Raw genomic sequence first — 23,423 nt, forward strand, 5'->3', positions numbered from 1 at the left:
TGAGACTGGCGCACGGGCCCGGCATCGGGTAGGCTCATGCCACTTGGGAGAGACAGATGAAGAATACGGCGACCGATTTCGACGTTCTGATCGTGGGTGCGGGCATCTCCGGCATCGGCATGGCGGCGCATATGAAGGACAAGGCGCCCGGTCACAGTTTCGCGATCGTCGAACGCCGTGACAATCTGGGGGGAACCTGGGACCTCTTCCGCTATCCCGGCATCCGGTCGGACAGCGACATGCATACGCTGGGCTTCGATTTCGAACCCTGGACGCACGAGAAATCGATCGCCGACGGCCCCGCCATCCTCGACTATCTCGACCGCATCGTCGACGAACGCGATATCCGCAAGCACATCCGCTTCGGCCACAAGGTGCTGTCCGCGGACTGGCGCGACAGCGAAGCGCGCTGGCACGTCACGCTCGAAACCGCGCAGGGCGAACGCAAGCATCTGACCGCCAACTGGCTCTATCTCGGCGCGGGCTATTACGATTACGACGAAGCCTATGATCCCGGCTTCGATCTGGGCGAATTCGCAGGCGAAGTCGTGCATCCGCAATTCTGGCCGAAGGACCTCGATTACAGGGGCAAGAACGTGGTCGTCATCGGATCAGGCGCCACTGCGGTCACCATCGTCCCCTCGATGAGCGACAAGGCCGCCAAGGTGACCATGCTGCAGCGCACGCCGACCTGGATGTTCAGCCGGCCGGCCAAGGATGCACTGGCCAATTTCCTGCGCAAGATCCTGCCCGAGAAGACCGCTTACAGGATCACCCGCTGGAAGAACATCACGCTGCAGGATCTGGGTTTCAAGCGGGCCCGTGCCAAGCCGCAGAAGATGGGCGAAGCGCTGCACAAGCGTATCCGCAAGTCGCTGGGCGACGATTGCGATCTTGCGCCGTTCACGCCGCCATACAATCCGTGGGACCAGCGGCTGTGCCTGGTCCCCGACGACGACCTGTTCGAAGCGTTGAAGAGCGGCAATGCGGAAATCGTGACCGGCCATATCAAGGCTTTCGAAAAGGGCGGTGTCCGTTTGACCGACGACCAGTTCATCCCGGCTGATATCGTCGTCACCGCAACCGGGCTCAAATTGGCGATCGCCGGCAAGATCGCGTTGTCGCGCGAAGGCCGGAAGATCGACCTGGCGCAGCACTATTACTACAAGGGCTGCATGTTCTCGAACGTGCCCAATCTGGCGGCAGTGTTCGGCTATCTCAACGCCAGCTGGACGCTGCGCGCCGATATCAACTCGGACTTCATCTGCCGCGTGCTGCAGGAAAGCCGGCAGCGCGGCGCGGACATCGTCGAACCGGTGCTGACCCCCGCAGCGGAAGCGGCTATCGTCGAAGACGACATCTTCGATTTCTCGTCGGGTTATATCCAGCGCGGCAAGGCGATCATGCCCAAGAACGCGGTGGCCTACCCCTGGCGATTGAACCAGGAATATGTCGCCGATCGCAAGCGGATGAAAGAAGACCCGGTCGACGACGGTCTGCTCGACTTCCGGCGGCACGGAGCCAATGCGCGCGGCGCTGGCGAACAGCTCGAAGCTGCGGAGTAGCTTTCGCGCGCGGACCGCGTTACGCCAGCACCCATGACCGAACGCATCTACACCGCGGGCCTCGTCGTGATCGGCGACGAAATTCTCTCGGGCCGCACGCATGACAAGAATATCGCGCAAATCGCCAGCTGGCTGCAGGTCCAGGGCATTCGCCTGTCCGAAGTCCGCGTGGTGCCCGATGTCGTCGAACGGATCGTCGAAGCGGTGAATGCGCTGCGCGAAGCGTACGATTACCTGTTCACCACCGGCGGGATCGGCCCGACCCACGACGACATCACCGTCGATGCCGTGGCCGAAGCGCTGGGCGTTCCGGTGATCGTCCATCCCGAGGCGAGAGCGATCCTTGAGCGCTATTACGCCAGCATCGGCAAGGAGCTGACCGAGGCGCGGCTTCGCATGGCCCGCGCGCCGGAAGGCGCCGAACTGATCCCCAACCGCATGTCGGGCGCGCCGGGGATCAAGCTTGGCAATATCCACCTTATGGCAGGGGTGCCGCACATCACCGCGGGCATGCTCGATGCGCTGACGGGCACGCTCGAAGGCGGGGCTCCGCTGCAATCCGAAACCGTCGGCTGCTGGACCCCGGAGAGCGAGATCGCCGACATCCTGCGGCAGGTCGAACAAGCGCATGAAACCTGCCAGATCGGCAGCTATCCGTTCTTCCGCGAAGGCCGGGTCGGCGCGAATTTCGTGGTTCGTTCGACCAGTAGCGAAGATCTCAGGAGCTGTGTCGACAGCCTGTGCGACGGGCTGGCCACCGCCGGCTTCGATTTCACCCCCGGGGGAATCTGACCGGCGACCAGGGTAATCGCACTGTTAACCACCGCGTGATACAGTGCCCCCGATGACCGCGGTCTATATCACGATCGACACCGAATATTCGGCGGGTCTTGCCGTCGAGCTGGGCCGCCATGCCCGCGCAGAGGTCTATGCCCGTTCGATCGCCGGCCGCACTGCTGCGGGCGATGTGGGTATCGATTATCAGATGGACGTGATGGACGCGCATGGAATTGCGGGCCTCTTCTTCGTGGATCCCATGCCCGCGCTGGTCTGGGGTGTCGAAGCCGTCGCAGCAGTGGTCGAACCGATCCTCGCGCGCGGGCACGAGGTTCAGTTGCACCTGCATCCCGAATGGCTCGAACTCGCAGGCGACGCCAATCCGCTCAAGGGGCGGACCGGGCGCAACCTCAACGCCTTCAGCGAAGACGAGCAGGTCGAACTGATCGAGCTGGCGCGCGCCTTTCTCGTCGAAGCGGGGGCGCCTGCACCCACCGCATTTCGCGCGGGCAATTACGGCGCCGACGACGCCACGCTCCGCGCGCTGCGACGTCTCGGCATCCGCTATGACAGCAGCCATGTCCCGGGTATCGCCGGCTCGGACTGCCAGATCTCGCTCGGCGCCGCGGACCGTGCGGTTATTCTTCACGAAGGCACGATAGAGGTCCCGGTAAGCGCAATCCGCAGCTTCGGCGGGCTGCGTCATGCGCAGATCACTGCCCTGTCGCATTGGGAAATGGCTGCGGCGCTGCAGTTCTGCGTGCGCGCAGGCGTCGAGAAGCTCAACATCGTCAGCCACAGTTTCGAACTGATGAGCCGCGACCGGTTGCAGATAAATGCGATCGTGCGCGACCGTTTCGCGCGGTTCTGCCAGACGATTGCCGAGACCCAAGGGGCGCGCAGTGCCACGTTCACCAGCCGGCCTCCCGCTATCGGCGATCAGACCGGCGCGGGGACCATGCCGCACAATCCGCTGCGCACCGGCGCACGGATGGCCGAACAGCTGTGGGCCAACCGGCTCTACGGCGGCGGGTGAGAGCCACGGTGGTCGCTACTCCCTATCCCCTGCCCTTCACCATCGGTTCGCGCCGCCTGCTTGCGGTCGAGCGCGAGGTGGCGCCGATAGCCTTTACGTTGGAGGATATTCTGAGCGGCCGTTTGCCAGGTGTCCCCGCCATCGGTCACGGTGAAGGCTACCGCGTGCTGTCGGCGCCCGCTCATGCGGAAAAGCGTCTCCGCGAAGCGATGCCCGGCTTCCTTATCGGCGCACGCGAGGATTACGAGCGCAGCTATATCGCGATGTCGGGCAGCTACGAGGACTATCTCGCACGTTTCTCGGGAAAGACCCGGTCGACGCTGCGGCGCAAGCGGCGCAAGGTCGAACAGGCCGAGGGCGGCGATCTCGACATGCGGACCTATCTCACGCCGGCCGAGATGGACGAATTCCTGCAGCTGGCGATCCCGCTGTCACGGCGCACCTACCAGGCCCGATTGCTCGACGCGGGCCTGCCCGATGACAAAGACGCCAGGGCCGAGATGCGCGAGCTCGCCGCGGATGACCGGGTGCGGGCCTATATCCTGTTCCTCGACCAGCAGCCGATCGCGTATCTCTACCTGCCCGTCGCCGGTCACACGCTGGTTTACGCGCATCTTGGATACGAACCGGATTATGCCGAGCTGTCACCCGGAACGGTGCTCCAGATGGCTGCGCTCGAACGGTTGTTCGCCGAGGACCGGTTCCAGTTCTTCGATTTCACCGAAGGCGATGGCGCGCACAAGAAACTGTTCCGCACCGGCAGTGTGCCCTGTGCCAGCTTCCTGATGCTGCGGCCGAGCTGGGCGAACCGGGCGCTCCTGAACGCGCATGGGCTGTTCGAAGCGGGTGTGGCAGGTGCCAAGCAACTGGCCGAGCGGTCCGGGTTCGCCGCGACCCTGCGCAAGCGCCTACGCTAGAGATCGACGTCCTTCTCCCGCCGTTCCGACAGCTCTTCGCGCAATTCGCGCGCGCCGCGTTCGGCCCGCTGATCGGTTCTCTTGCTCGACCGGCGCGTATAGAGCCAAGCGCCGACCAGCAGCGCGAGAAGTACGAAAGGCCCGACGCTGCGGGCGAAAAATAGAATGGTATCCACGAAAGTCTCCTGACTGGGGGTCTCGTGAATGGAACGCGTGCCGGCGGTTATCTTTCCGGTCCTTCCTTGCGCTTCCAGCCAGACATGGCCCAGCCAAACGAAAAGGGCCGGCGGATCTGCATCCGCCGGCCCCTGCTGTTTCGTTGTCGCAATGCGAAAGAAGCTTAGGCTCCTTCCACCTCCGCGAGGTCGACCTTGAGGCCCGGCCCCATCGACGAAGTCAGCGTGATCTTCTGGACATACTTGCCCTTGGCACCCGAAGGCTTCGCCTTGACGATCGCGTCGGTCAGCGCCGCGAAGTTCTTCTTCAGGTCGGCGTCGTCGAACGACAGCTTGCCGATGCCGCTGTGGATGATGCCCTGCTTCTCGACGCGGAATTCGACCTGGCCGCCCTTGGCGTCCTTCACGGCCTGTTCCACGTTCGGCGTCACAGTGCCGAGCTTCGGGTTCGGCATCAGGCCCTTGGGGCCCAGCACCTTGCCGAGACGGCCGACGACACCCATCATGTCGGGCGTGGCGATGACGCGGTCATAGTCGAGATTGCCGTTCTGCATGTCTTCCATGAGATCTTCGGCACCGACCACGTCCGCACCAGCGGCCTTGGCCTTCTCGGCGTTGTCGCCCTTGGCGAAGACGGCGACCTTGACTTCCTTGCCGGTTCCGCTGGGGAGCGACACCATGCCGCGGACCATCTGGTCTGCGTGGCGCGGATCGACGCCGAGGTTCATCGCGACTTCGACGGTTTCGTCGAACTTCGCCTTGTGTTCGCGCAGCGTGGCGAGAGCTTCGTCGACGCTGTAGGTCTTTTCGCTGTCGAGCTTGGCGACGAGCTGCTGCTTCTTGGTCTGCTTAGCCATGATCTTAGCCCTCCACCACGTCGAGGCCCATCGAACGCGCGCTGCCTTCGATGATTTTGGTGGCCTGTTCGATGTCGTTTGCGTTCAAATCGGCCATCTTCTGTTCGGCGATTTCGGCAAGTGCCGAACGCTTGATGGATCCGGCCGAAACCTTGCCCGGCTCCTTCGAGCCCGACTTGAGCTTGGCGGCCTTCTTGATCAGGAAGCTGGCCGGCGGGGTCTTGGTCACGAAGGTGAACGAACGGTCCGCATAGACGGTGATCGTCGTCGGAATCGGCATGCCCTTTTCCATGTCGCCGGTGGCGGCATTGAAGGCCTTGCAGAATTCCATGATGTTCACGCCGCGCTGACCCAGCGCAGGGCCGATGGGGGGCGAGGGATTGGCGGTGCCCGCAGGCACCTGCAGCTTGATATAGCCGTCGATCTTCTTGGCCATGAATGGCCTCCTTTCTCACTGTTGCCGCGGCACTTTCGAACCGGGGCTCATGGTAAGCGGTCAAGCGGTCCGCACAAGCGACCTCCCGCACGGGTTCCCGAGGATGTCTTGGGAAGGCGCGCACATAGCGGTTTGGCACCGGATTGCAAGCGATTCGCCCTGCCCCGATCGCGTCGGATGACACCTTCATCGAAGGCCGCTCGCGCGCCACAATTGAAGGGCATAGGCTGCGGACGATGCCCAATCCCCTGCCCCTGCCATTCCGCCACCCGCTTGTCGCGGCCGTGCTGCTATGCGCGGGCGCACCCGCATCGGCGCAGCAGCCCGAAGCCCCCGTCGACACTGTCCGCATGCCCGAATTGCCAGCCGCCGAAATCGACCAGTCGCTGGCAATCGGCGGCGAGGAAATCGCGGCGCACAAGCTGCGCAGCCGGATGACCGTGGGAGTATTGGTCAACGGCGCCGGCCCGTATGATTTCGTGGTCGACAGCGGCGCCGACACTTCGGCGGTCGGCTCGGCGCTGGCGGGAAAGCTGGCGCTGCCCGAAACGGAACCCGCCCTGCTCCACGGCATTACCGAGAGCAAGATCGTGGACCGCGTATGGGTGGACGAACTGCGTCTCGGCAACACCGTGACCATGGGTCTCGAGACCCCCGTGCTCGACGAACGCGACATGGGCGGCGACGGGATGATCGGGCTCGACGCGCTGGTCAACCAGCGATTGATGATGGATTTCGACGAGCGCATCATCACCGTGGACGATGCGCGGGAGAAGGACGAAGCGATGACCGATGGGGTGATCGTTGTGACCGGGCGCCTGCAGCGCGGACAGTTGATCCTGACCGAAGTCGCTGCCGGCCGCGAACGGGTCGAAGCCGTGGTCGACACAGGCTCCGAGATCACCATCGGCAACCTCGCGCTGCGTAACCGCCTGGTTCGCAAGCGTTCGCGCGGTTTCGACACGGTGACCGTCTACGGGGTCACCGGGGCGGCGCTGGAGCTCGAGTTCACGGTGGTCAAGAACCTCCGCCTCGGTTCCATCACGCTGCAGAACGTACCCATGGCCTTTGCCGACATTCCGCCCTTTGCAGTCTTCGGGCTCGATGAAAAGCCGTCTTTGCTGCTGGGCACCGACCTGATGGAAAACTTTCGCCGGGTGTCGCTGGATTTCGCGGATCGCAAGGTCCGCTTCCAGCTGCGCAAATGCCATCACGCAGCGATTACCATGCGAACTTCCACCCGGGCATCGCGTATCCGCACGAGTGACGAGCGGGCCTGTAGCTGACCCGCGCCAGTGGCGCGGCCAGTGCGCGCTTGCGCCTTACGGGGTCGTTTTCTAGACGCGCCGGACGATGGACCGCACGCGCCCCACCCATGCGATCTGGCTGCTGCTTGCGGCAACGCTGTTGCTGCGTGCACTGGTCCCTGCGGGCTGGATGCCCGATGTCGATCGCAGCGACGCGATCGTGGCCAAGATGTGCAATTCGGCGATGACCGTGACCATCCCGCTCGGCCGCGAGCGGGTGCCCGACGACAGCGCTGCCCAGCACAGCGCGCCTTGCCTGTTTGCCGGTTTCGCCAGTGACGCCCCGCTCGGCGGCAGCCCGCTGGTGGTCACCGCGGCGATCCTCGCAGAGCAGCGCGGCGTGGCGGTTCTGGCCGCGCTGCAGCTCGCACGCACGGCCTACCTCCTCCCGCCCGGTCGCGCTCCACCTGTCGCCCCCTGACCGGCGTTTCCCGTCATTCCGGGAGGCGCCGCAACCACGGCTTTTCCCAATTCATGACAGGAATACACAATGAAACACGGTTTCGTGCGCGCCGCTCTGGCGTTGCTTCCGCTACTCGCCGCCTACCCGGCCCAGGCGCAGGACAATCCCGAAAGTTCCGATCCCGCTGGCGAGGTTATTGTCGTTACGCCCGTGACGCTGCATCCCGCGGCGGGGCTGATGAACGAACACACGCATGACGGCGGCGAGTTCATGATCGGCCTGCGTTACACCCGCAGCAGCTATTCAGGCGCCAATCGCGCAGGCACCAGAACGCTGAGCGACGCGGAGGTGTTCGCTGCCGGCTACTCCGTACGCGGGTCTGACATGGTCATGGACATGGTCATGCTCGATGTGATGTATGCTCCCAATGACAAGCTGACGCTGATGGTCATGCCCCACTGGATGCGGCACACGATGACCATGGTCGGGATCGACCCCGGCAATACCGGCATGGGCGATATGGCGATGGGCGGCATGCCCATGGGCGATATGGACCACGGCCATAGCGGGATGGCTTTCGGCCAAACCATGACCCATGCGACCCAGGGGATTGGCGATACGCTGGTATCGGCCAGCTACCGGCTCGCGCACCAGCCGCGGTTCAAGGCGCATGCCACGCTCGGCCTGTGGTCACCGACCGGCAAGGTCGACCGCAAGAACAGCGACGGCACCTTCGTCCACTACATGATGCAGTCGGGCAGCGGGACGTGGGACATCGAACCCTCGGTGACCGTGTCCGGCCAGGCGGGCATGGTCGGCTGGGGCGCGCAGGCGAGCTACCGCTGGCGGACGGAAGACGCCAACAAGAGCGGCTTCGCCTTTGGCGACAAGGCGCAGGCGACTGGCTGGCTCAGCTATCTCGTGGATGACGGTTTCAGCCTAACCAGTCGTCTCACGTGGGAACACGAAGGCCGGATCGAAGGCCATTACGACGGTCCGCACAAGCATCACACGCCGGCCGACATCCAGGCCAACTATGGCGGTGACAAGGTGCTTGCCGGGCTCGGCGCCAACGTGGCGCTGCCGCTTGCCGGGCCCGATCGCCCGCAATTGGGGATCGAGGCCGGCATCCCCGTGTATCAGAATCTGAACGGCATCCAGCTGCCCGAGGACTGGCGTCTCTCGGTCTCGCTCGGCAAGACCTTCTAAAGCGGAAAGGCCCCGCCCGGATCGTCCGGGCGGGGCCTTTTCAAAAAGCCGGCACGAGGCTGCGGCTTACTTGGCCAGTTCGACCTGCTCGAAATCGAGTTCGACCGGCGTTGCGCGGCCGAAGATCGAGACCGAGACCTTGACCTTCTGCTTGTCGAAATCGAGTTCCTCGACCAGCCCGTTGAAGCTGGCGAAGGGACCGTCGAGCACCTTGACCTGGTCGCCGATCTCGTAATCGACGCTGATTTCGGTCTTGGGCGCCGAACGCGCTTCTTCCACGCCGCCGAAATACCGGGCCGCTTCCTTTTCGGAAATCGGCTGCGGCTTGTTGTTGTTGCCGAGGAAGCCGGTAACCTTGGGGGTGTTCTTGACCAGGTGGTAGACATCGTCGGTCATGTTCAGCTTCGCCAGCACGTAGCCCGGCATGAACTTGCGTTCGACCTGGACCTTCTTGCCGCGCTTGACCTCGGTGATCGTCTCGGTCGGAACCTCGACCTCCTCGACGCCTTCGGACAGGCCCAGACGCTCGGCCTCGGCGATGATTGCATCGCGGACCTTGTTCTCGAAACCCGAATAGGCGTGGATGATGTACCAGCGTGCCATGTGTACTCGTTACCCTGTCGAAATGCGGCTCAGGCCAGGAAAATCAGGCCAGCGTCAGCAGCCAGCGCACCACGGCGCTGAACAGCGAATCGATGCCGAGGAAGAAAAGCGAGAGGATCACCGTGAGGATGAACACGAAGATAGCGGTGCGCACCGTTTCCTCGCGCGTCGGCCATACGACCTTGCGCCCTTCGGTCTGCACCTGCCGGAGGAATTCCGCCGGGCTGGTTTTCTTCTGATCTGCCATGTTCCACGTCTCTCGCGTAAAAATCGTGCCGCCTTCCGCCACGTCCCTTTCAGGTAGGGTCTTTCGCCGTCCCGGTTCAAGTCCGGGAGGGGCTTTTCTGCGATCCCAATGTCGGAAGACGGCGCTGCATCTACCGCCGCATCGGTCAAAAGGCAAGCGGTGGACGTGCGTCTCTTTCACCCTTTGCAAGTCGCGCCGGCGGCCCTAGCGTGCACGCTTTCAGTTTTCCGGGACGCATGAGGGGAATACTCGCGATGGCACTAGGCCAGACACCAAGTCTGGGCGATCGGCTGGTACAGCCGGTTACCAACATTTCCGATTTCATCTGGGCCGGCCTGTGGAACGGCGAAGCGGTCATCCCCTTCCCCCCGCTGGCCATCATCCTCCTGGGTGTCGGCCTGTGGTTCATGGCCGGCCTGCGGTTCTACCCGATCACCAAGCTCGGGGCCGCGGCCAAGGGACTGTTTGCCGGGCGCAAGGGCGAAGGCGCGGGCGAAATCAGCCCCTTCGCCGCGCTGTCGACCGCGCTTTCGGGTCAGGTCGGCACGGGCAACCTGGCCGGGGTCGCCACCGCGATCGCGCTGGGCGGTCCCGGGGCGATTTTCTGGATGTGGGTCACCGCGCTGTTCGGCATGGCACTGGCCTTTGCCGAAGGGTCGCTCGCGATTCGCTACCGCGAAACCACCAGCGATGGGGTCAAGCGCGGCGGGCCGATGACCTACATCATGATGGGCCTGGGGCCGAAATGGACCTGGCTGGCGGTCGTCTTCTGCCTGGGCACGCTGTTCAGCGCGCTGGTAACGGGCAACTCGATCCAGGCGAACGCCGTGGCCGATGGCCTGAACGAGCTGTTCGGGATCGAGGAATGGCTCGGCGGGCTGATCGTGGCCGTGCTGGTATTCGTGGTCATCATCGGCGGGATCAAGTCGATCGGTCGCGTTGCCGAAAGCGTGGTGCCGTTCATGGCAGCCGCTTACCTGGTGATGGCCGTAATCGCGCTGGCGCTCAATTTCGCCGATCTGGGTGAAACCTTCGCGCTGATTTTCGACGGTGCCTTCAACCCGCAAAGCGCGGTGGGCGGCTTCACCGGCGCGGCGATCATCATGGCGATCCGCGCCGGCGTGGCGCGCGGCCTGTTCTCGAACGAGGCGGGCCAGGGTTCGACCCCGATCGCCCATGCTGTGGCGCAGACCGACGATCCCGAACAGCAGGGCCGCATGGCGATGCTGGGCACGTTCATCGATACGGTCGTCATCTGCACCATGACCGCACTGGTCATCCTGACCGTGCGCGGTGATTTCACCGCGGGCGGCGAAGCGGTGGCGCATGCCTGGCAATCGGACCGCGTCGGTTTCGAGATGACCAGCGGCGCCTTCGCAGCGGCCTTCCCGGTCGAGATCGCCTCGATCCCGATCGGAACGCTGATCGCCAGCATCGCGCTGTTGCTGTTCGTCTTCACCACGCTGCTGACGTGGAGCTATTATGGCGAGCGCGCGATCACCTTCCTCTACGACCGGATGAAAGGCTCGACGCGCGAGGGCGAGCGGCGGCTGCACATGGTGTGGCGCGTGCTGTGGTGCGTGGTGATCTTCATCGGCGCGGCACAGCCGAGCGAGCTGGTCTGGCGGCTTGGCGATATCTCCAATGCCACCATGGTTCTGCCCAACCTCCTGGCGCTCGCGCTGCTCAGCGGCGTGGTGTTCAAGCTGGCCCGCGGCGATCGCACGGCCGGCAAAGAATACCGCGAGGCAACGCCGGAAGAGCCCGAAGAATACTGAGACTTCTGCGACTGAATGGCAAAGGGGCCGGAGAGCGAACGCTTTCCGGCCCCTTTCTTGTCAGCGGGAGATCAGCGGCGTCCAAACAGGCGCGCGAGGAACCCTGGCTCCTCCATCGGCTGGATCTTGCCATGCATACGATAGCGCAGCGAACTGTCGCTGTAGGGCCTGGGCTGTGCCCAACGATCTGGGCGGCTGCTGCGGAAAGACATGCTCGACATGGGGTACCTCCATGAATGCCATTGCTTGCCGATAAACCCTCAGCAGTGCTTTCGGGTTCCCGCAGGGGTGCGCGTCCAGACAAGCCCAAGCAGCGCGAGTGCGGCAAGCGGCATCAAATTGACGCCGAGGGGGAACGCCGCCGCGCGTGTGGCATAGGGAGCGAAATAGAGCAGCGTGAGGCCGAGCTTCTCGTAAGGACGAAACCCGCGCTCGAGCCCCTGAATGACCAGCCAGAGCGTCGGAAACACGAGGAACGGCAGATCGTAACTGAACAGATAGGGCGATGCGAGCGCAGTAGCCGCCAGGACTGCAGCAGAAGCTCCTGAGGCATCGTCGCCGAAACGCCGCGGTGCGAACAGGGCGACTGCAAGGGCCAACACGGCAGAACATGCAGCCCCTGCAAGCGCGACAAAATCGCCGAGGTGTGGCCGCAACTGGGAAAAGATCGTGCTCATCCGCAACATGAAGTCCGGATCAGGCCTCTCGATAAGCTGGCGGCTGGCGCTCCAGCTTCCGGTATAGGCCAGCAGAGTATCGCTGCCGAAGATCAGCCATGCCGCCCCCAGCAGCGCCGCGACCACCAGCCCGGCCGCAACGAATGCCCGCCATTTGCCGCCTGCACTGAGCCAGAACGGGGCGAGGAGAGCGAGATGCGGCTTGATAACGAGAGCACCTACCGCCGCACCGGCCACCACCTGCCGCCGCGGCAATTCATGCGCCGCCAGCACCAGAAGCGCGCCAGTGAGCAAACCGGTCTGTGCATGTCCCGCCGCGATCAGTGCTCCCGGATAGGCCAGCACCAGTGGCCACAACCGCGGGAACGCCCGGACGCTGACCCAGGCCCACGCACCCCATGTCGAAGCCACCCAGACAATCCATGCGATCGGCAGCGGCAATAGCCCGAGTGGCACGAGCGCGAACAGGAACGGTGGCGGATTGACGAAAGCGAACCATCCCGGGCTTCCCGTCGAGGTCTGGACCTGCTGCTGCGCCGCCAGATCGTAGGCGGCTGCAGGTTCGCCAGCGGCGGTGACCTGCCCCGCGCCCCAGAAAGCCAGGAAGTCAGTCGTCCCCGGCGGCATAGCGCGCCAGAAGGATATGGCGACAAGCCCCAGGCTCGCCAGCGCCAGCAGCAAGGCGTAACCGCGCACGCGCTCATGGGTGAGCCAGTCGGCCCGGCGCAACCAGTCCATCGCCCTATTCTCCTCTCGCTCGTGTCATGCACGAACGGGATTAGCGTGCCGCGGCTGCGCTAACCAGCGCGAGCGCGGGGCCAAATCCCCGCCCGCGCCGATCGGTCAGCTTGCCTTGGAAGCGATCCAGCGGTCGATCTTGTTCTCCAGCACCGGCATCGGCAGGCTGCCCGTGTCGAGCACCTCGGCGTGGAATTCGCGGATGTCGAAATCCTCGCCCAGCTGATCTTCGGCGCGCTTGCGCAGTTCCTGGATCTTGATGGCCCCGACCTTGTACGCCAGCGCCTGCGAGGGAATGGCGATATAGCGCTCGACCTCGGCGACCACTTCGGTGCGCGTCATGCCCGAATTCTCGAGCATGAAGTCGATCGCCTGCTCGCGCGTCCACCCCTTGGCATGCAGCCCGGTATCGACCACCAGCCGCATCGCGCGCAATTGCTCGTCCTGCAGCGTACCGTAACGGTTCCATGGATCGTCGAAGAAGCCCATCTCATAGCCCAGCGTCTCCGAATAGAGCGCCCAGCCTTCGACATAGGCCGTGTTGCCGCCGAAGCGCATGAATGCCGGAAGATCGGTGTTTTCCTGCGCGAGGCTGATCTGGAAATGATGCCCCGGTGCGCCTTCGTGCAGGTAGAGCGTCACATTGCCCGTCGTCAGCCGGCTGGGCAGGTCATAGGCGTTGAAATAAAATGTCCCCGGCCGCGAACCGTCCGGCGCGCCCGAATTGTACGAACCACCCGCTTCGAACTTCTCGCGATACTCCTCGTAGGGCTTGATCTCGAGCGGGGTCTTGGGGACCAGCGAGAAATATTCGCCGATCTTCTCATCGACCTGTTCGCCGATATCGTAATAGCTCTGCGTCAATGCCTCGCGGCTCTCCGGCTTGAACTGCTCGTCGGTGCGCACGTAGTCGAAGAACTCGTTGAGCGTCCCCTCGAAGCCGACTTCCTGCTTGATCTGCTCGAGGCCATTCTTGATCCGCGCCACTTCGGACAGGCCTAGTTCGTGCAGGTAATCGGGCTCGAGCGGAAGCGTCGTCGTGCCTTCCACCATGTGCCTGTACAACTCCGCGCCGCCCTTCATCTGGGACAGTCCCACGCTGTCGCGTGCCACGGCCATGTATTCGTCGCGAAGGAAATCTCGCATCCGCTCGTGCGCCGCGTAGATTTCCTTGGTGGCCGCAGTGTATTCAGTCGTCAGCCGCGCCTTCTCTTCGGCGGAAAATTCCTCGGGGAAGTTCTTCACCGGCATGAAGAAGGGCGATTCCTCGACCGGCATCGCCAACTGCGTGTCGAGCTGGCTGACGACGTTGCCGATCGTCAGCTTGGTTTCGTACACGCCGGTTTCCATGCCTTCGCGGAACTTGCCGATCGCGCGGTCGGTGATGGCGATGTAATCCTCGTGCCGCTTGAGGTTGTTCTCGTAGTCCTCGACCGTCTTGAAGGGGGCGGCGCTCTGCCCGCTGGCGAAGTTGGGATAGAACGTGTGGAAGCCTGAGAAATGGTTCACCGGACGCACTTCGCTCGCCGCGAGGATCGCGGGGGCATAGCCCTCCTGCTCACGCTGCTGGTTGTAGGCAAAGACATCGTAGGCGAGCTGGTCGGTGGGCGACAGCTTGCTGCGGTCGATTTCGGCCAGCTTCGCGAGGTTTTCGGCATTGTCCGCCTTGCTTGCGGCAAGATGCTCGTCGGTCAGGTAATCGCCCAGGCGGTCCGCGTAGCGCATGTCGCCGCGAAACAGCGCGCCGACCGGATTGAGCTTGAGGCTGCGTTCATCGGCATCCGCGAACAGCGCGAAGAGCTTGTCGTGTTCGCTGATTTCGCTCGCAGCATCGGTTGCTGCATGGTGATCGCGGGCGATGGCCGGGTTCGCTGCCAGAACAAGCGAAAGGGCGGCACCCGAAGCGAGGGCGTGACGGACGAGTTTCATGGAGGTTCCCCTGGTAATTGTAGTGCAGCGATAGGACAGGCATTTGCCTGAGCGCACAAGCACGCCATACGATCGAAGGCATATGTCGCTCGACCGGCGCCATGCAGTGCCCTGTTCCGCATGGCGCCGGCAATGCTGCGATCAATCGATCACGCGGCCGCGCACCATCACCCAATCGACATTCTCCAGCGTCGACGTATCGTCGAGCGGGTTGGCTTCGACCGCAATCAGATCCGCCGAATAGCCGGGCGCGATCCGGCCGATCTCGTTTTCCAGTCCCAGCACGCGTGCGGCGCGGGTAGTCGCCGCCGCGAAAGCATCCCGGTGGCTCATGCCCTGTTCGACCATCAGCGCGAATTCGCCCGCATTGCGGCCGTGACCGAAAACGCCGGCATCGGTCCCGAAAGCGATCGGCACGCCCCAGCGCAGCGCCTTGCCCATGAAGACGCGCGCGGTTTCGGCCACATCGCGGATCTTGTCCTCGACGACCGGTGTGTAGACGCCCTGTCCAAGCCGTTCGGTAACGCCCTTGAACGCCATCAGCGTGGGCACCAGCACGGTACCGTTGTCCTTCATCGCACGGGCGGCCGCCTCGTCCAGATAGGTCCCGTGCTCGATCGAATCGATGCCGGCGCGCGCCGCGGCCTCGATCCCGCGCGCGCCATGCGCATGCGCCATGACCTTCAGACCGAGCGAATGCGCAGTATCGGCAATGCTCTTCATCTCGGCGCTGGTGAAATGCGCTTCGAGCCCGCGCCCTTGCTGGCTGAGCACGCCGCCCGTGGCGGTAATCTTGATGATATCGGCGCCGTTCTGGCTCGCGAGCCGGACTTTTTCGGCGCATTCGACCGCCCCGGTGCAGGTGAACCCACTGTCGAGCAGCTCGTTGACTTCGGGGCGGAAGCCGCTGACATCGCCGTGCCCACCCACGATTGCGAGCGAGGGGCCGGCTGCCACGATGCGCGGGCCGTCGATGAAACCTTCCGCGGTTCCGCGGCGCAGCGAGAAGGCGCTGGCGGGGCCACTGCCCGCTTCGCGCACGGTCGTAAACCCGGCAAGCGCCGTCAGGCGCGCATTCTTGGCGCCGACGACGACATCCCATTCATCGGGTTCGACTGCGTCCTTCCAGAAATCGCCGCCCGGATCGCCGGTCAGGTGGACATGCAGGTCGACCATTCCGGGTACCACGGTCTTGTCTTTCAGATCGACCGTGACCGCCTGTGCAGGGGCTGCAGTGAAGCCGTCGGCAACGCTGACGATCTTCCCGTCGGTGACCGTTATCGTGGATGGCCCACGCGGCTGGCTTTCGGCATCGACGACAAGCGCGCCCGCGTGAATGACAGTGGTATCGGCCAGCGCCGGCGCGGCGCACATCGCCCCCGCCAGCGCGATGAATGCGGCAATCTTCATTCTCTATCCCCTTGGTTGCCCAAGGGGATGCCCGCCAGCGGCCGGCGTATCAAGCAAAAGCGGCGCTAGAAGGTATAGCCGATCCCGAGTGCGCCCATCCACTGGTCTGCATCACCGCGAATGGAGGTGAACGGCGTACGCTTGCCATCGCCTAGCATCCGCGAATATCCGCCCATGGCGATGAGCGCGAGCCCGCCGTTGGCAAGATTGCCGTCGAGATCGACCCCGGTGAGCAGGTTGACACCCACCCGGTCCCAGCCGCCATCCGCCTGGTAGGCCGGCAGTGCGCCGCCGGCCGGCACCGAATAGTAATAATCGGCATAATCGTCGTCGACATACGAACCACTGACCGACAGCGAGATCGCTGCGCCGCGGCTGACGGGTGTGAAATAGGTCACGCCCGGGCTGACCAGCGCACCGTCATGCGCGCCGGCGACATCGAACAGCGTCTCGATGTTGAAGCTCAGGCTGTCATAGGGATTGAGCAGGCCGGGAAGGCTGATCCCCACCGAGGGACCGACTTCGAAGGCGGTGTCGAGTTCGCCATAGGACAGGACCACGGGATCCTCGATCTGCGAGGCGCGGTTGCGGTTGAGCCGCGCAGCAACGCCGGCCGAAATCTTGGCGCCATCGCTGTCGTCATTGACGAAATCGAGTGCGGCACCACCCGCCCGGGGGCTGATGCGCACACCGCCGATCTTGCCCTGTACGATAGGGATCGGCGATACGACATAGTCGTCCGACCCATCGTAGCTGGCGGAATAGACCGCGCCCGCACCGATCGAGAACCAGTTGCCATCGAATACGGTCGCTTCGCCGTCAGGTCCGTCGGGCAATGCCTCGACATTCTGGGCCATTGCGGGTGCGGCGCAGGCGAGCGCCAGCGATCCGGTTGCGGCGAGCAGTAACTTCATGCGGATTCCCTCGATATATGTCTTTGCCGTTCAACTCGCACGGGAGTGTGACGTTCCCGTAACCCTGCCCGGCAGGAATTCCAAAGCGATTGCCGCTGGGCCGCTTCGCTTCTAAGCCCACGGGCGATGGACGGGCGCATGATCGATATGGCCGTGGTCGGCGGCGGCCTGGCGGGCGGATTGGCCGCGCTGGCAGTGCGCCGCGCCCATCCCGAGCTGAACGTAGCGATCTTCGAGGCGGGCGACAGCCTGGGCGGCAACCACCGCTGGAGCTGGTTCGCCAGCGATCTCGACGCTCCCGGGACGCAGCTCATGGCTGGCTTTGCCACGACCGAGTGGTCCGGCGGCTACGATGTCGCCTTTCCGGGCCATACGCGCCACTTGTCTTCGCCCTATCGTTCGCTCGCCAGCCGGGATTTCGATGCTGCGCTGCGCAGCGAACTGCCCGCAGCCGCCATCCGCACGCAGGCACGCGCGGCAAAACTGGCTGCCGGCGGCGTCACGCTGGCCAGCGGTGAGCACATCGCCGCGCGCTGCGTGATCGATTGCCGCGATTTCACCCCCTCGGCCCAGCTGCGCGGCGGGTGGCAGGTCTTCGTGGGACGGCATTTGCGGACACGGACCGCGCATGGCGTCGCCGATCCTATCGTCATGGACACGCGCGTGGCCCAGCACGGGGCCTACCGCTTCGTCTACACCCTGCCGCTAGGCCCGAACGAGCTGTTCGTCGAGGACACCTATTACGCCGACGAACCCGCGCTCGATCGCGCGGCGCTGGAGGCGCGCATCGACCGCTATTGTACGGCGATGGGCTGGCACGGCGATCGGCTCGGCGGCGAAACCGGCGTGTTGCCGGTTATTACCGGAGGCGATTTCGCAGCCTACCAGGCGGCGCTCGGAGGTGCGGGCGTGGTTCGGTCGGGCGCGCGCGGTGGCTTCGTTCACCCGCTGACCAGCTACACCCTGCCCTTCGCCGTGGCCAATGCTCTCGCCCTGGCCCGCCACGCGCGGCTGCCGGGCGACCAGCTTGCCGCGCTGTTCGAAGACCGGGCGCAGCGGCACTGGCAGGCGACGCGGTTCTATCGCAGCCTCGGCAGGATGCTGTTCGACGCTGCCGAGCCGGAGGAACGCTACCGGGTGTTCGAGCGGTTCTATCGCCTGCGCGAACCCCTGATCGAACGATTCTACGCTGGAAATTCGAGCACGGCCGACAAGCTGCGCATCCTCTCGGGCAAGCCGCCCGTATCTGTCCCTGCCGCCATTCGCGCCTTGCTTGGCAAGGGCAGCCCGCTGGTCCAAGAGAGGTCGCAATGAACACCGAAACTGCCATTCCCGTTACCCCGAGCGACAGCACCGAGCCGTTCGTCCCCGCCCCCACCGGCCGCACGGCCTGCGTCGTCGGTGCAGGCTTCGGCGGCCTTGCGCTCGCCATTCGCCTGCAATCGGCAGGCATCACCACGACCGTCGTCGAAGCGCGCGACAAGCCCGGAGGGCGGGCCTATTACTGGGAGCGCGACGGTTTCACCTTCGATGCGGGCCCGACCGTCATCACCGATCCCGATTGCCTCAAGGAATTGTGGGCGCTGACCGGTCACGACATCGCTCGGGATGTCGAGCTGATGCCGGTCATGCCCTTCTACCGGCTCGCCTGGCCCGACGGCACGCAGTTCGATTATTCGAACGACGAGGAACAGCTGTTCCGCGAAATAGCCCAGCTCAATCCCGCCGATGTTGCCGGCTACCAGCGGTTCCTCGAATATTCCGAAGCGGTCTACGAGGAAGGCTACGTCAAGCTTGGCCATGTGCCGTTCCTCGATTTCAAGTCCATGCTCAAGGCGGCTCCCGCACTGGCCAAGCAGCAGGCATGGCGCAGCGTCTATTCGATGGTGTCGAGCTATGTCGAAAACGAAAAGCTGCGCGAGGCGCTGAGCTTCCATACGCTGCTGGTCGGCGGCAATCCGATGAAGACCAGCAGCATCTATGCGCTGATCCACAAGCTCGAAAAGGACGGCGGCGTATGGTGGGCCAAGGGCGGCACCAATCGCCTGATCGCCGGCATGGTCGCGCATTTCGAGCGCATCGGCGGCACCGTGCGGCTGGGCGATCCGGTGGCGCAGGTGCACACGCTGGGCAAGCAGGTGACCGAGATCGAGACGCAGTCCGGCTGGCGCCAGCGGTTCGACGCGATCGCGAGCAATGCCGACATCATGCACAGCTACAAGGACCTGCTGGCCGGATCGAAGCGCGGCAAGGATTACGCCAAGAGCCTGTCGCGCAAGAGCTTCAGCCCCAGTCTGTTCGTCGTCCACTTCGGCATCGAGGGAAGCTGGCCGGGTATTCCGCATCACATGATCCTGTTCGGTCCGCGCTACAAAGGCCTGCTCGAGGACATTTACGATCACGGCGTCCTGCCCGAGGATTTCTCGATCTATCTGCACCACCCCAGCGTCAGTGACGACAGCATGGCGCCCGAGGGGATGAGCACTTTCTATGCGCTGGTGCCGGTGGCCCATATGGGCAAGCTGGCCGTCGACTGGGAGGAAATGGGACCGGTACTCGAGAAGCGCATTCTCGACGAACTCGGCCGGCGCCTGATCCCCGACATCCATTCGCGCATCGTGACCAAGTTCCATTACGCCCCGCGCGATTTCGCCGCCGACCTTAACGCCCATATGGGCAGCGCCTTCAGCCTCGAGCCGGTGCTGACGCAAAGCGCGTGGTTCCGCGGGCACAATCGCGACGATGTGCTCGACAATTTCTACCTTGTCGGTGCGGGCACGCATCCCGGGGCGGGAATTCCGGGGGTGGTCGGCAGCGCCAAGGCAACTGCCGGATTGATGCTGGAAGATTTGGCAGTATGACGCGCGGGATGAACCGTCTCGCCATCTATTGCGGCTCCGCCTCGCCCGACGATCCGCGCTATATCCAGCTCGCCTACGATGTGGGCAAGCGCCTCGCCGAACGCGGTATCGGCGTGGTCTATGGCGGTGGCCGCCTCGGCCTGATGGGCGCCACCGCGCGTGGTGCGCTGGAGGCCGGCGGCGAAGTGATTGGCGTCATTCCCGAGGCACTGGCCAGTTCGGAAGTCGCCAATCACGATTGCACCGAACTTTACACCGTGGGCGGCATGCACGAGCGCAAGCAGCGGTTCACCGACCTGTCGGACGGCTTCATCACGATCCCCGGTGGCGTCGGGACGATGGACGAACTGTGGGAGGCGATGAGCTGGGCGCAGCTTGGCTATCACGACAACCCGGTCGGCCTGCTCAATGCCTTCGGCTTTTACGACGAGCTGATCGCCTTCAACCGGAAGATGGCGGAAGTCGGTTTCGTCCGCCCAGTGCACCAGAACATCCTCGTGCACGACGACACTCTGGACGGATTGCTCGACAGAATGGCAGCCTATGAACCGCATACGCCGATCTTCCAGATGAAGGCTGACGACCTCTGAGCAAACCCCGCACCCTGGTCCAGTCGCGGTACCTGCGGCCCACCCCGACCCGCGCGGGCGGCGGCCGCGATCGCGCGATCCTCGTCGACAAGTCGCTCGAATCGATCGAACAGGGTTCGCACAGCTTTGCCGCAGCTTCGAAACTGTTCGACAAGGCAACCCGCGAACGCAGCTGGCTGCTGTACGCCTGGTGCCGCCGGTGCGACGACATCGCGGACAATCAGGACAAGGGCGGGCCACTGGGCGACCAGGGCAACATGAAGGATGCGGAAGACCGCGTGCAGGCCCTGCGCGTGCTGACCAAGCGCGCATTCGAGGAACAGCCCACCGCCGATGCCGCTTTCGACGCGTTCGGTCTGGTCGCCGACGAATGCGGCCTGACGCTGGCCGAAGCCAACGACGTAATCGCCGGCTTCGCGCTCGATGCAACGCGCTGGACCCCGAACACCGAAGCGGACATGCTGCGATATTGCTACCATGTCGCGGGTGCGGTCGGCATCATGATGGCGCGGATCATGGGGGTGCATCCCGACGATGGCGAAACGCTGGACCGGGCCTGCGACCTCGGCCTTGCTTTCCAGATGGCCAATATCGCGCGCGACATCGTCGAAGATGCAGAAGCCGATCGCTGTTACCTGCCGCAAAAATGGCTCGAGGAAATGGGCTGGCAACAGGGCGAACACGCCCTGCCCGAAAACCGCTTTCGCCTCGCCAGCCTGATGCCGCGCCTGATCGCCCTGATGGAGAAGCACGAGGCGGCGGCCAAGCTCGGCGCGCGGAAATTGCGCTTCCGCCAGCGCTGGGCGGTGCTGTCCGCCGCGCGGATCTACGGCGCGATCGGCCGCAAAGTCCTGAACCGGGGCCAGCTGGCGTGGGATACTCGCACGCGCGTTTCGGCCCCCGAAAAGACCTGGCACATGGTCGCCGCGTTCTTCGAAGCGGTCCGCAACCGCCCGCCCCCGCCCGCGGAGCCGATCACCTGGAGCCGGCACGACTTCAAGCCGCTGGCCGGCTGGTAGAGGCCACCGCTCGTCCTTGCCAATAGGCAGTGACGGGAGTTTCCTTTTCCCCCGGCGGAAGCTAGTCCCCGCCGCATGATTGCAAAGCTCCTCATCGCCAATCGCGGCGAAATCGCCTGCCGCATCATCCGCACCGCGCGCGCAATGGGTATTGCCACGGTCGCGGTCTATTCGGACGCCGACGCCCGCGCACTGCACGTGCGGCAAGCCGATGAGGCGGTGCATATCGGCCCCTCACCCGCCGCCGAAAGCTATCTTGTCGGCGAAAAGATCATCGCTGCGGCCAAGCAGACTGGGGCGGAAGCCATCCACCCGGGCTACGGCTTCCTGTCCGAAAATGCCGGTTTCGCGCAGGCCGTGATTGATGCCGGGCTGATCTGGGTGGGTCCCAAGCCGTCGAGCATCGAGGCGATGGGGCGCAAGGATGCTGCCAAGACGCTGATGATGGAAGCGGGCGTCCCGGTTACGCCCGGCTATCTGGGCGCAGACCAGTCGGCCGAACGGCTGAAGAAGGAAGCCGACGCCATCGGTTACCCCGTGCTGATCAAGGCGGTTGCAGGCGGCGGCGGCAAGGGTATGCGCAAGGTCGACAAGGCCGAAGACTTCGAGGCCGACCTGCAGAGTTGCCGCCGCGAAGCCAAGGCCAGCTTCTCCAACGACGAAGTGCTGCTGGAAAAGTGGATCACCTCGCCCCGCCATATCGAGGTGCAGGTCTTCGGCGATGCCCATGGCAATGTCGTCCACCTGTTCGAGCGCGATTGCAGCCTCCAGCGCCGCCACCAGAAGGTGATCGAGGAAGCCCCCGCCCCCGGCATGGACGAGGTGACGCGCGAGGAAATCTGCGCCGCCGCCGTGCGCGCCGCGAAGGCCGTCGATTACGAAGGCGCGGGCACGATCGAATTCATCGCCGATGCCAGCGAAGGCCTGCGCGCCGACCGTATCTTCTTCATGGAAATGAACACACGGCTTCAGGTGGAGCATCCGGTGACCGAGGAGATCACCGGGGTCGATCTGGTCGAGTGGCAGCTGCGCGTGGCAAGCGGCGAGCCGATCCCGCTCAAGCAGGAAGAACTGCGCATCGACGGCCACGCCATCGAAGCGCGGCTTTATGCCGAAGACCCGGCCAGCGGCTTTCTGCCTTCGACCGGCCCGCTCGACCATTTCGACCTCGGCAGCGCCGGACGGATCGAGACCGGTGTCGCCGAAGGCGATATGATCTCACCGCATTACGATCCCATGGTCGCCAAGCTGGTCGTATGGGAAAAGACCCGGGCGGACGCGATCGAGGCCCTGGCCGATATCGCCGAAAGCGTCGAGGTCTGGCCGGTGAAGACCAACGCCGCCTTCCTCGCCAACGCCCTGCTGGAAGACGATTTCGTCGAAGCCCAGCTCGACACCGGATTCATCGAACGCAAGCTCGACCGGCTGGTCGGCGACGATGCGCCCGATGATGCGATCTGGCAGGCTGCCGCCGACTTTACGGTCCTCGACGCGATCGAGGAGAACGCCCCCGCCCGATCGGTTTCCGGCTCAATGCGGATCCGCGGGTCGCCGCGACCCTGTTCCACAAAGGCGAAAGCCGCACGGTCGACGTCATCGGCGAACGCGGCGCCGCGCATGCCACAGGTTTCGTCGAAGATGCGCGCACGGTGGTCTTTGCCGATGGCCAGAGTTTCGAGTTCGCGCTGGAAAGCCGCGGCAGCGGCGCGGCGGCGGCCGGTAGCGGTGCTATCCTCGCCCCCATGCCGGGCAAGGTCATCGCGGTCGATGTGGCCGAAGGCGACCGGGTGGCGGCGGGACAGCGGCTGATGGTGCTCGAGGCGATGAAGATGGAACACGCGCTGACCGCGCCGTTCGACGGCACCGTGACCGAGCTTTCGACCGCGACCGGCGGACAGGTGCAGGTCGAGGCCGTGCTGGCAGTTGTCGCGCCCGCAGAGGAATAATCGTCATCCCAGCGAAAGCTGGGATCGC

Annotated in this window: 21 protein-coding genes and 1 pseudogene; 13 read left to right on the top strand and 9 right to left on the bottom strand. The window is 64.4% G+C overall.

Annotation, left to right across the window (positions count from 1 at the left end):
* Positions 1–56 precede the first annotated feature (56 nt).
* The 4 genes from WKH79_RS08270 to WKH79_RS08285 are packed head-to-tail and all read left to right on the top strand — an operon-like array spanning position 57 to position 4,295.
* Complete coding sequence (locus WKH79_RS08270; protein ID WP_341858572.1) at positions 57–1,565, top strand: NAD(P)/FAD-dependent oxidoreductase; 1,509 nt, start codon at positions 57–59, stop codon at positions 1,563–1,565.
* A gap of 33 nt (positions 1,566–1,598) precedes the next feature.
* On the top strand, positions 1,599–2,357 hold the full coding sequence (locus WKH79_RS08275) for a molybdopterin-binding protein (RefSeq protein WP_063512466.1): 759 nt from the start codon (positions 1,599–1,601) through the stop codon (positions 2,355–2,357).
* Positions 2,358–2,409: 52 nt separating this feature from the next.
* Positions 2,410–3,378, top strand: coding sequence for a hypothetical protein (locus WKH79_RS08280; RefSeq protein ID WP_341858573.1), 969 nt, complete (start codon positions 2,410–2,412; stop codon positions 3,376–3,378).
* Between the two features lie 8 nt (positions 3,379–3,386).
* Positions 3,387–4,295, top strand: coding sequence for a GNAT family N-acetyltransferase (locus WKH79_RS08285; protein ID WP_341858574.1), 909 nt, complete (start codon positions 3,387–3,389; stop codon positions 4,293–4,295).
* Here WKH79_RS08285 and WKH79_RS08290 read toward each other — a convergent pair.
* The 3 genes from WKH79_RS08290 to rplK all read right to left on the bottom strand — a co-directional run bounded on the left by WKH79_RS08290 (position 4,292) and on the right by rplK (position 5,764).
* Positions 4,292–4,471, bottom strand: a complete 180-nt coding sequence (locus WKH79_RS08290) for a hypothetical protein (RefSeq protein WP_063505296.1) — start codon at positions 4,469–4,471, stop codon at positions 4,292–4,294. The two genes, WKH79_RS08285 and WKH79_RS08290, sit on opposite strands and share 4 nt — an antisense overlap.
* A 164-nt stretch (positions 4,472–4,635) precedes the next feature.
* Positions 4,636–5,328 (bottom strand): 50S ribosomal protein L1, encoded by a 693-nt coding sequence (rplA, locus tag WKH79_RS08295; protein ID WP_063505297.1) that lies wholly within the window; start codon positions 5,326–5,328, stop codon positions 4,636–4,638.
* 4 nt (positions 5,329–5,332) lie between these two features.
* Positions 5,333–5,764 carry a 50S ribosomal protein L11 gene (rplK, locus tag WKH79_RS08300; protein WP_050600910.1) on the bottom strand — a complete coding sequence of 144 codons (432 nt, stop codon included), beginning with the start codon at positions 5,762–5,764 and terminating at the stop codon, positions 5,333–5,335.
* 236 nt (positions 5,765–6,000) lie between these two features.
* On the opposite strand from rplK, the gene WKH79_RS08305 reads away from it, so the two are divergent.
* The 3 genes from WKH79_RS08305 to WKH79_RS08315 all read left to right on the top strand — a co-directional run bounded on the left by WKH79_RS08305 (position 6,001) and on the right by WKH79_RS08315 (position 8,683).
* Entirely contained in the window at positions 6,001–7,050 is a 1,050-nt protein-coding gene (locus tag WKH79_RS08305) for a retroviral-like aspartic protease family protein (protein ID WP_341858575.1), read from the top strand.
* A 67-nt stretch (positions 7,051–7,117) separates the two neighbouring features.
* Positions 7,118–7,492: a hypothetical protein gene (locus tag WKH79_RS08310; RefSeq protein ID WP_341858576.1), complete on the top strand. Its 375-nt coding sequence runs from the start codon at positions 7,118–7,120 to the stop codon at positions 7,490–7,492.
* Between the two features lie 69 nt (positions 7,493–7,561).
* Positions 7,562–8,683 carry a hypothetical protein gene (locus WKH79_RS08315; protein WP_341858577.1) on the top strand — a complete coding sequence of 374 codons (1,122 nt, stop codon included), beginning with the start codon at positions 7,562–7,564 and terminating at the stop codon, positions 8,681–8,683.
* 66 nt (positions 8,684–8,749) lie between these two features.
* Here the strand turns inward: WKH79_RS08315 and nusG are convergent, their stop codons facing one another.
* Together nusG and secE are read right to left on the bottom strand one after the other, a co-directional pair.
* The gene (gene nusG, locus WKH79_RS08320) at positions 8,750–9,286 is read right to left on the bottom strand and encodes a transcription termination/antitermination protein NusG (RefSeq protein ID WP_050600914.1); all 537 of its coding nucleotides are present in this window, start codon (positions 9,284–9,286) and stop codon (positions 8,750–8,752) included.
* Positions 9,287–9,329: 43 nt separating this feature from the next.
* Entirely contained in the window at positions 9,330–9,533 is a 204-nt protein-coding gene (secE, locus tag WKH79_RS08325; protein WP_050600915.1) for a preprotein translocase subunit SecE, read from the bottom strand.
* 254 nt (positions 9,534–9,787) lie between these two features.
* Between secE and WKH79_RS08330 the strand changes: the two genes are divergently transcribed.
* Positions 9,788–11,311: an alanine/glycine:cation symporter family protein gene (locus tag WKH79_RS08330; protein ID WP_050600916.1), complete on the top strand. Its 1,524-nt coding sequence runs from the start codon at positions 9,788–9,790 to the stop codon at positions 11,309–11,311.
* A 260-nt stretch (positions 11,312–11,571) separates the two neighbouring features.
* On the opposite strand, the gene WKH79_RS08335 is transcribed toward WKH79_RS08330, so the two are convergent.
* From WKH79_RS08335 to WKH79_RS08350, 4 genes are all read right to left on the bottom strand, one after another.
* Positions 11,572–12,726, bottom strand: coding sequence for a glycosyltransferase family 87 protein (locus WKH79_RS08335; protein ID WP_050600917.1), 1,155 nt, complete (start codon positions 12,724–12,726; stop codon positions 11,572–11,574).
* Positions 12,727–12,831: 105 nt separating this feature from the next.
* Positions 12,832–14,655 (bottom strand): DUF885 domain-containing protein, encoded by a 1,824-nt coding sequence (locus WKH79_RS08340; protein WP_341858578.1) that lies wholly within the window; start codon positions 14,653–14,655, stop codon positions 12,832–12,834.
* A 141-nt stretch (positions 14,656–14,796) separates the two neighbouring features.
* Positions 14,797–16,065 carry an amidohydrolase family protein gene (locus WKH79_RS08345; protein ID WP_341858579.1) on the bottom strand — a complete coding sequence of 423 codons (1,269 nt, stop codon included), beginning with the start codon at positions 16,063–16,065 and terminating at the stop codon, positions 14,797–14,799.
* A 65-nt stretch (positions 16,066–16,130) separates the two neighbouring features.
* On the bottom strand, positions 16,131–16,979 hold the full coding sequence (locus WKH79_RS08350) for a MipA/OmpV family protein (RefSeq protein ID WP_341858580.1): 849 nt from the start codon (positions 16,977–16,979) through the stop codon (positions 16,131–16,133).
* 138 nt (positions 16,980–17,117) lie between these two features.
* Between WKH79_RS08350 and crtY the strand changes: the two genes are divergently transcribed.
* The 5 genes and pseudogenes from crtY to WKH79_RS08375 all read left to right on the top strand — a co-directional run bounded on the left by crtY (position 17,118) and on the right by WKH79_RS08375 (position 23,395).
* Entirely contained in the window at positions 17,118–18,293 is a 1,176-nt protein-coding gene (crtY, locus tag WKH79_RS08355) for a lycopene beta-cyclase CrtY (RefSeq protein WP_341858581.1), read from the top strand.
* Positions 18,290–19,840 carry a phytoene desaturase gene (locus tag WKH79_RS08360; protein ID WP_082835615.1) on the top strand — a complete coding sequence of 517 codons (1,551 nt, stop codon included), beginning with the start codon at positions 18,290–18,292 and terminating at the stop codon, positions 19,838–19,840. Before crtY ends, WKH79_RS08360 begins: the two co-directional genes overlap by 4 nt.
* An 8-nt stretch (positions 19,841–19,848) precedes the next feature.
* Positions 19,849–20,430, top strand: a complete 582-nt coding sequence (locus WKH79_RS08365; protein ID WP_050601018.1) for a TIGR00730 family Rossman fold protein — start codon at positions 19,849–19,851, stop codon at positions 20,428–20,430.
* Positions 20,431–20,534: 104 nt separating this feature from the next.
* Positions 20,535–21,449, top strand: a complete 915-nt coding sequence (locus WKH79_RS08370) for a phytoene/squalene synthase family protein (RefSeq protein ID WP_341860106.1) — start codon at positions 20,535–20,537, stop codon at positions 21,447–21,449.
* A 75-nt stretch (positions 21,450–21,524) separates the two neighbouring features.
* Positions 21,525–23,395: pseudogene (locus WKH79_RS08375) on the top strand (biotin carboxylase N-terminal domain-containing protein).
* Positions 23,396–23,423: the final 28 nt, after the last annotated feature.

Source organism: Qipengyuania sp. GPGPB31 (assembly GCF_038396345.1).
In the GTDB taxonomy this organism is placed as follows: Bacteria; Pseudomonadota; Alphaproteobacteria; order Sphingomonadales; family Sphingomonadaceae; genus Qipengyuania; species Qipengyuania citrea.

Coding starts and splice junctions, on each gene's coding strand:
- WKH79_RS08335 (WP_050600917.1), bottom strand. CDS start 12,726: ATGGACTGGTTGCGCCGGGCCGACTGGCTCACCCATGAGCGCGTGCGC.
- nusG (WP_050600914.1), bottom strand. CDS start 9,286: ATGGCACGCTGGTACATCATCCACGCCTATTCGGGTTTCGAGAACAAG.
- WKH79_RS08350 (WP_341858580.1), bottom strand. CDS start 16,979: ATGAAGTTACTGCTCGCCGCAACCGGATCGCTGGCGCTCGCCTGCGCC.
- WKH79_RS08365 (WP_050601018.1), top strand. CDS start 19,849: ATGAACCGTCTCGCCATCTATTGCGGCTCCGCCTCGCCCGACGATCCG.
- rplA (WP_063505297.1), bottom strand. CDS start 5,328: ATGGCTAAGCAGACCAAGAAGCAGCAGCTCGTCGCCAAGCTCGACAGC.
- WKH79_RS08305 (WP_341858575.1), top strand. CDS start 6,001: ATGCCCAATCCCCTGCCCCTGCCATTCCGCCACCCGCTTGTCGCGGCC.
- secE (WP_050600915.1), bottom strand. CDS start 9,533: ATGGCAGATCAGAAGAAAACCAGCCCGGCGGAATTCCTCCGGCAGGTG.
- WKH79_RS08340 (WP_341858578.1), bottom strand. CDS start 14,655: ATGAAACTCGTCCGTCACGCCCTCGCTTCGGGTGCCGCCCTTTCGCTT.
- WKH79_RS08270 (WP_341858572.1), top strand. CDS start 57: ATGAAGAATACGGCGACCGATTTCGACGTTCTGATCGTGGGTGCGGGC.
- WKH79_RS08280 (WP_341858573.1), top strand. CDS start 2,410: ATGACCGCGGTCTATATCACGATCGACACCGAATATTCGGCGGGTCTT.
- WKH79_RS08360 (WP_082835615.1), top strand. CDS start 18,290: ATGAACACCGAAACTGCCATTCCCGTTACCCCGAGCGACAGCACCGAG.
- WKH79_RS08345 (WP_341858579.1), bottom strand. CDS start 16,065: ATGAAGATTGCCGCATTCATCGCGCTGGCGGGGGCGATGTGCGCCGCG.
- WKH79_RS08310 (WP_341858576.1), top strand. CDS start 7,118: ATGGACCGCACGCGCCCCACCCATGCGATCTGGCTGCTGCTTGCGGCA.
- WKH79_RS08330 (WP_050600916.1), top strand. CDS start 9,788: ATGGCACTAGGCCAGACACCAAGTCTGGGCGATCGGCTGGTACAGCCG.
- crtY (WP_341858581.1), top strand. CDS start 17,118: ATGATCGATATGGCCGTGGTCGGCGGCGGCCTGGCGGGCGGATTGGCC.
- rplK (WP_050600910.1), bottom strand. CDS start 5,764: ATGGCCAAGAAGATCGACGGCTATATCAAGCTGCAGGTGCCTGCGGGC.
- WKH79_RS08275 (WP_063512466.1), top strand. CDS start 1,599: ATGACCGAACGCATCTACACCGCGGGCCTCGTCGTGATCGGCGACGAA.
- WKH79_RS08315 (WP_341858577.1), top strand. CDS start 7,562: ATGAAACACGGTTTCGTGCGCGCCGCTCTGGCGTTGCTTCCGCTACTC.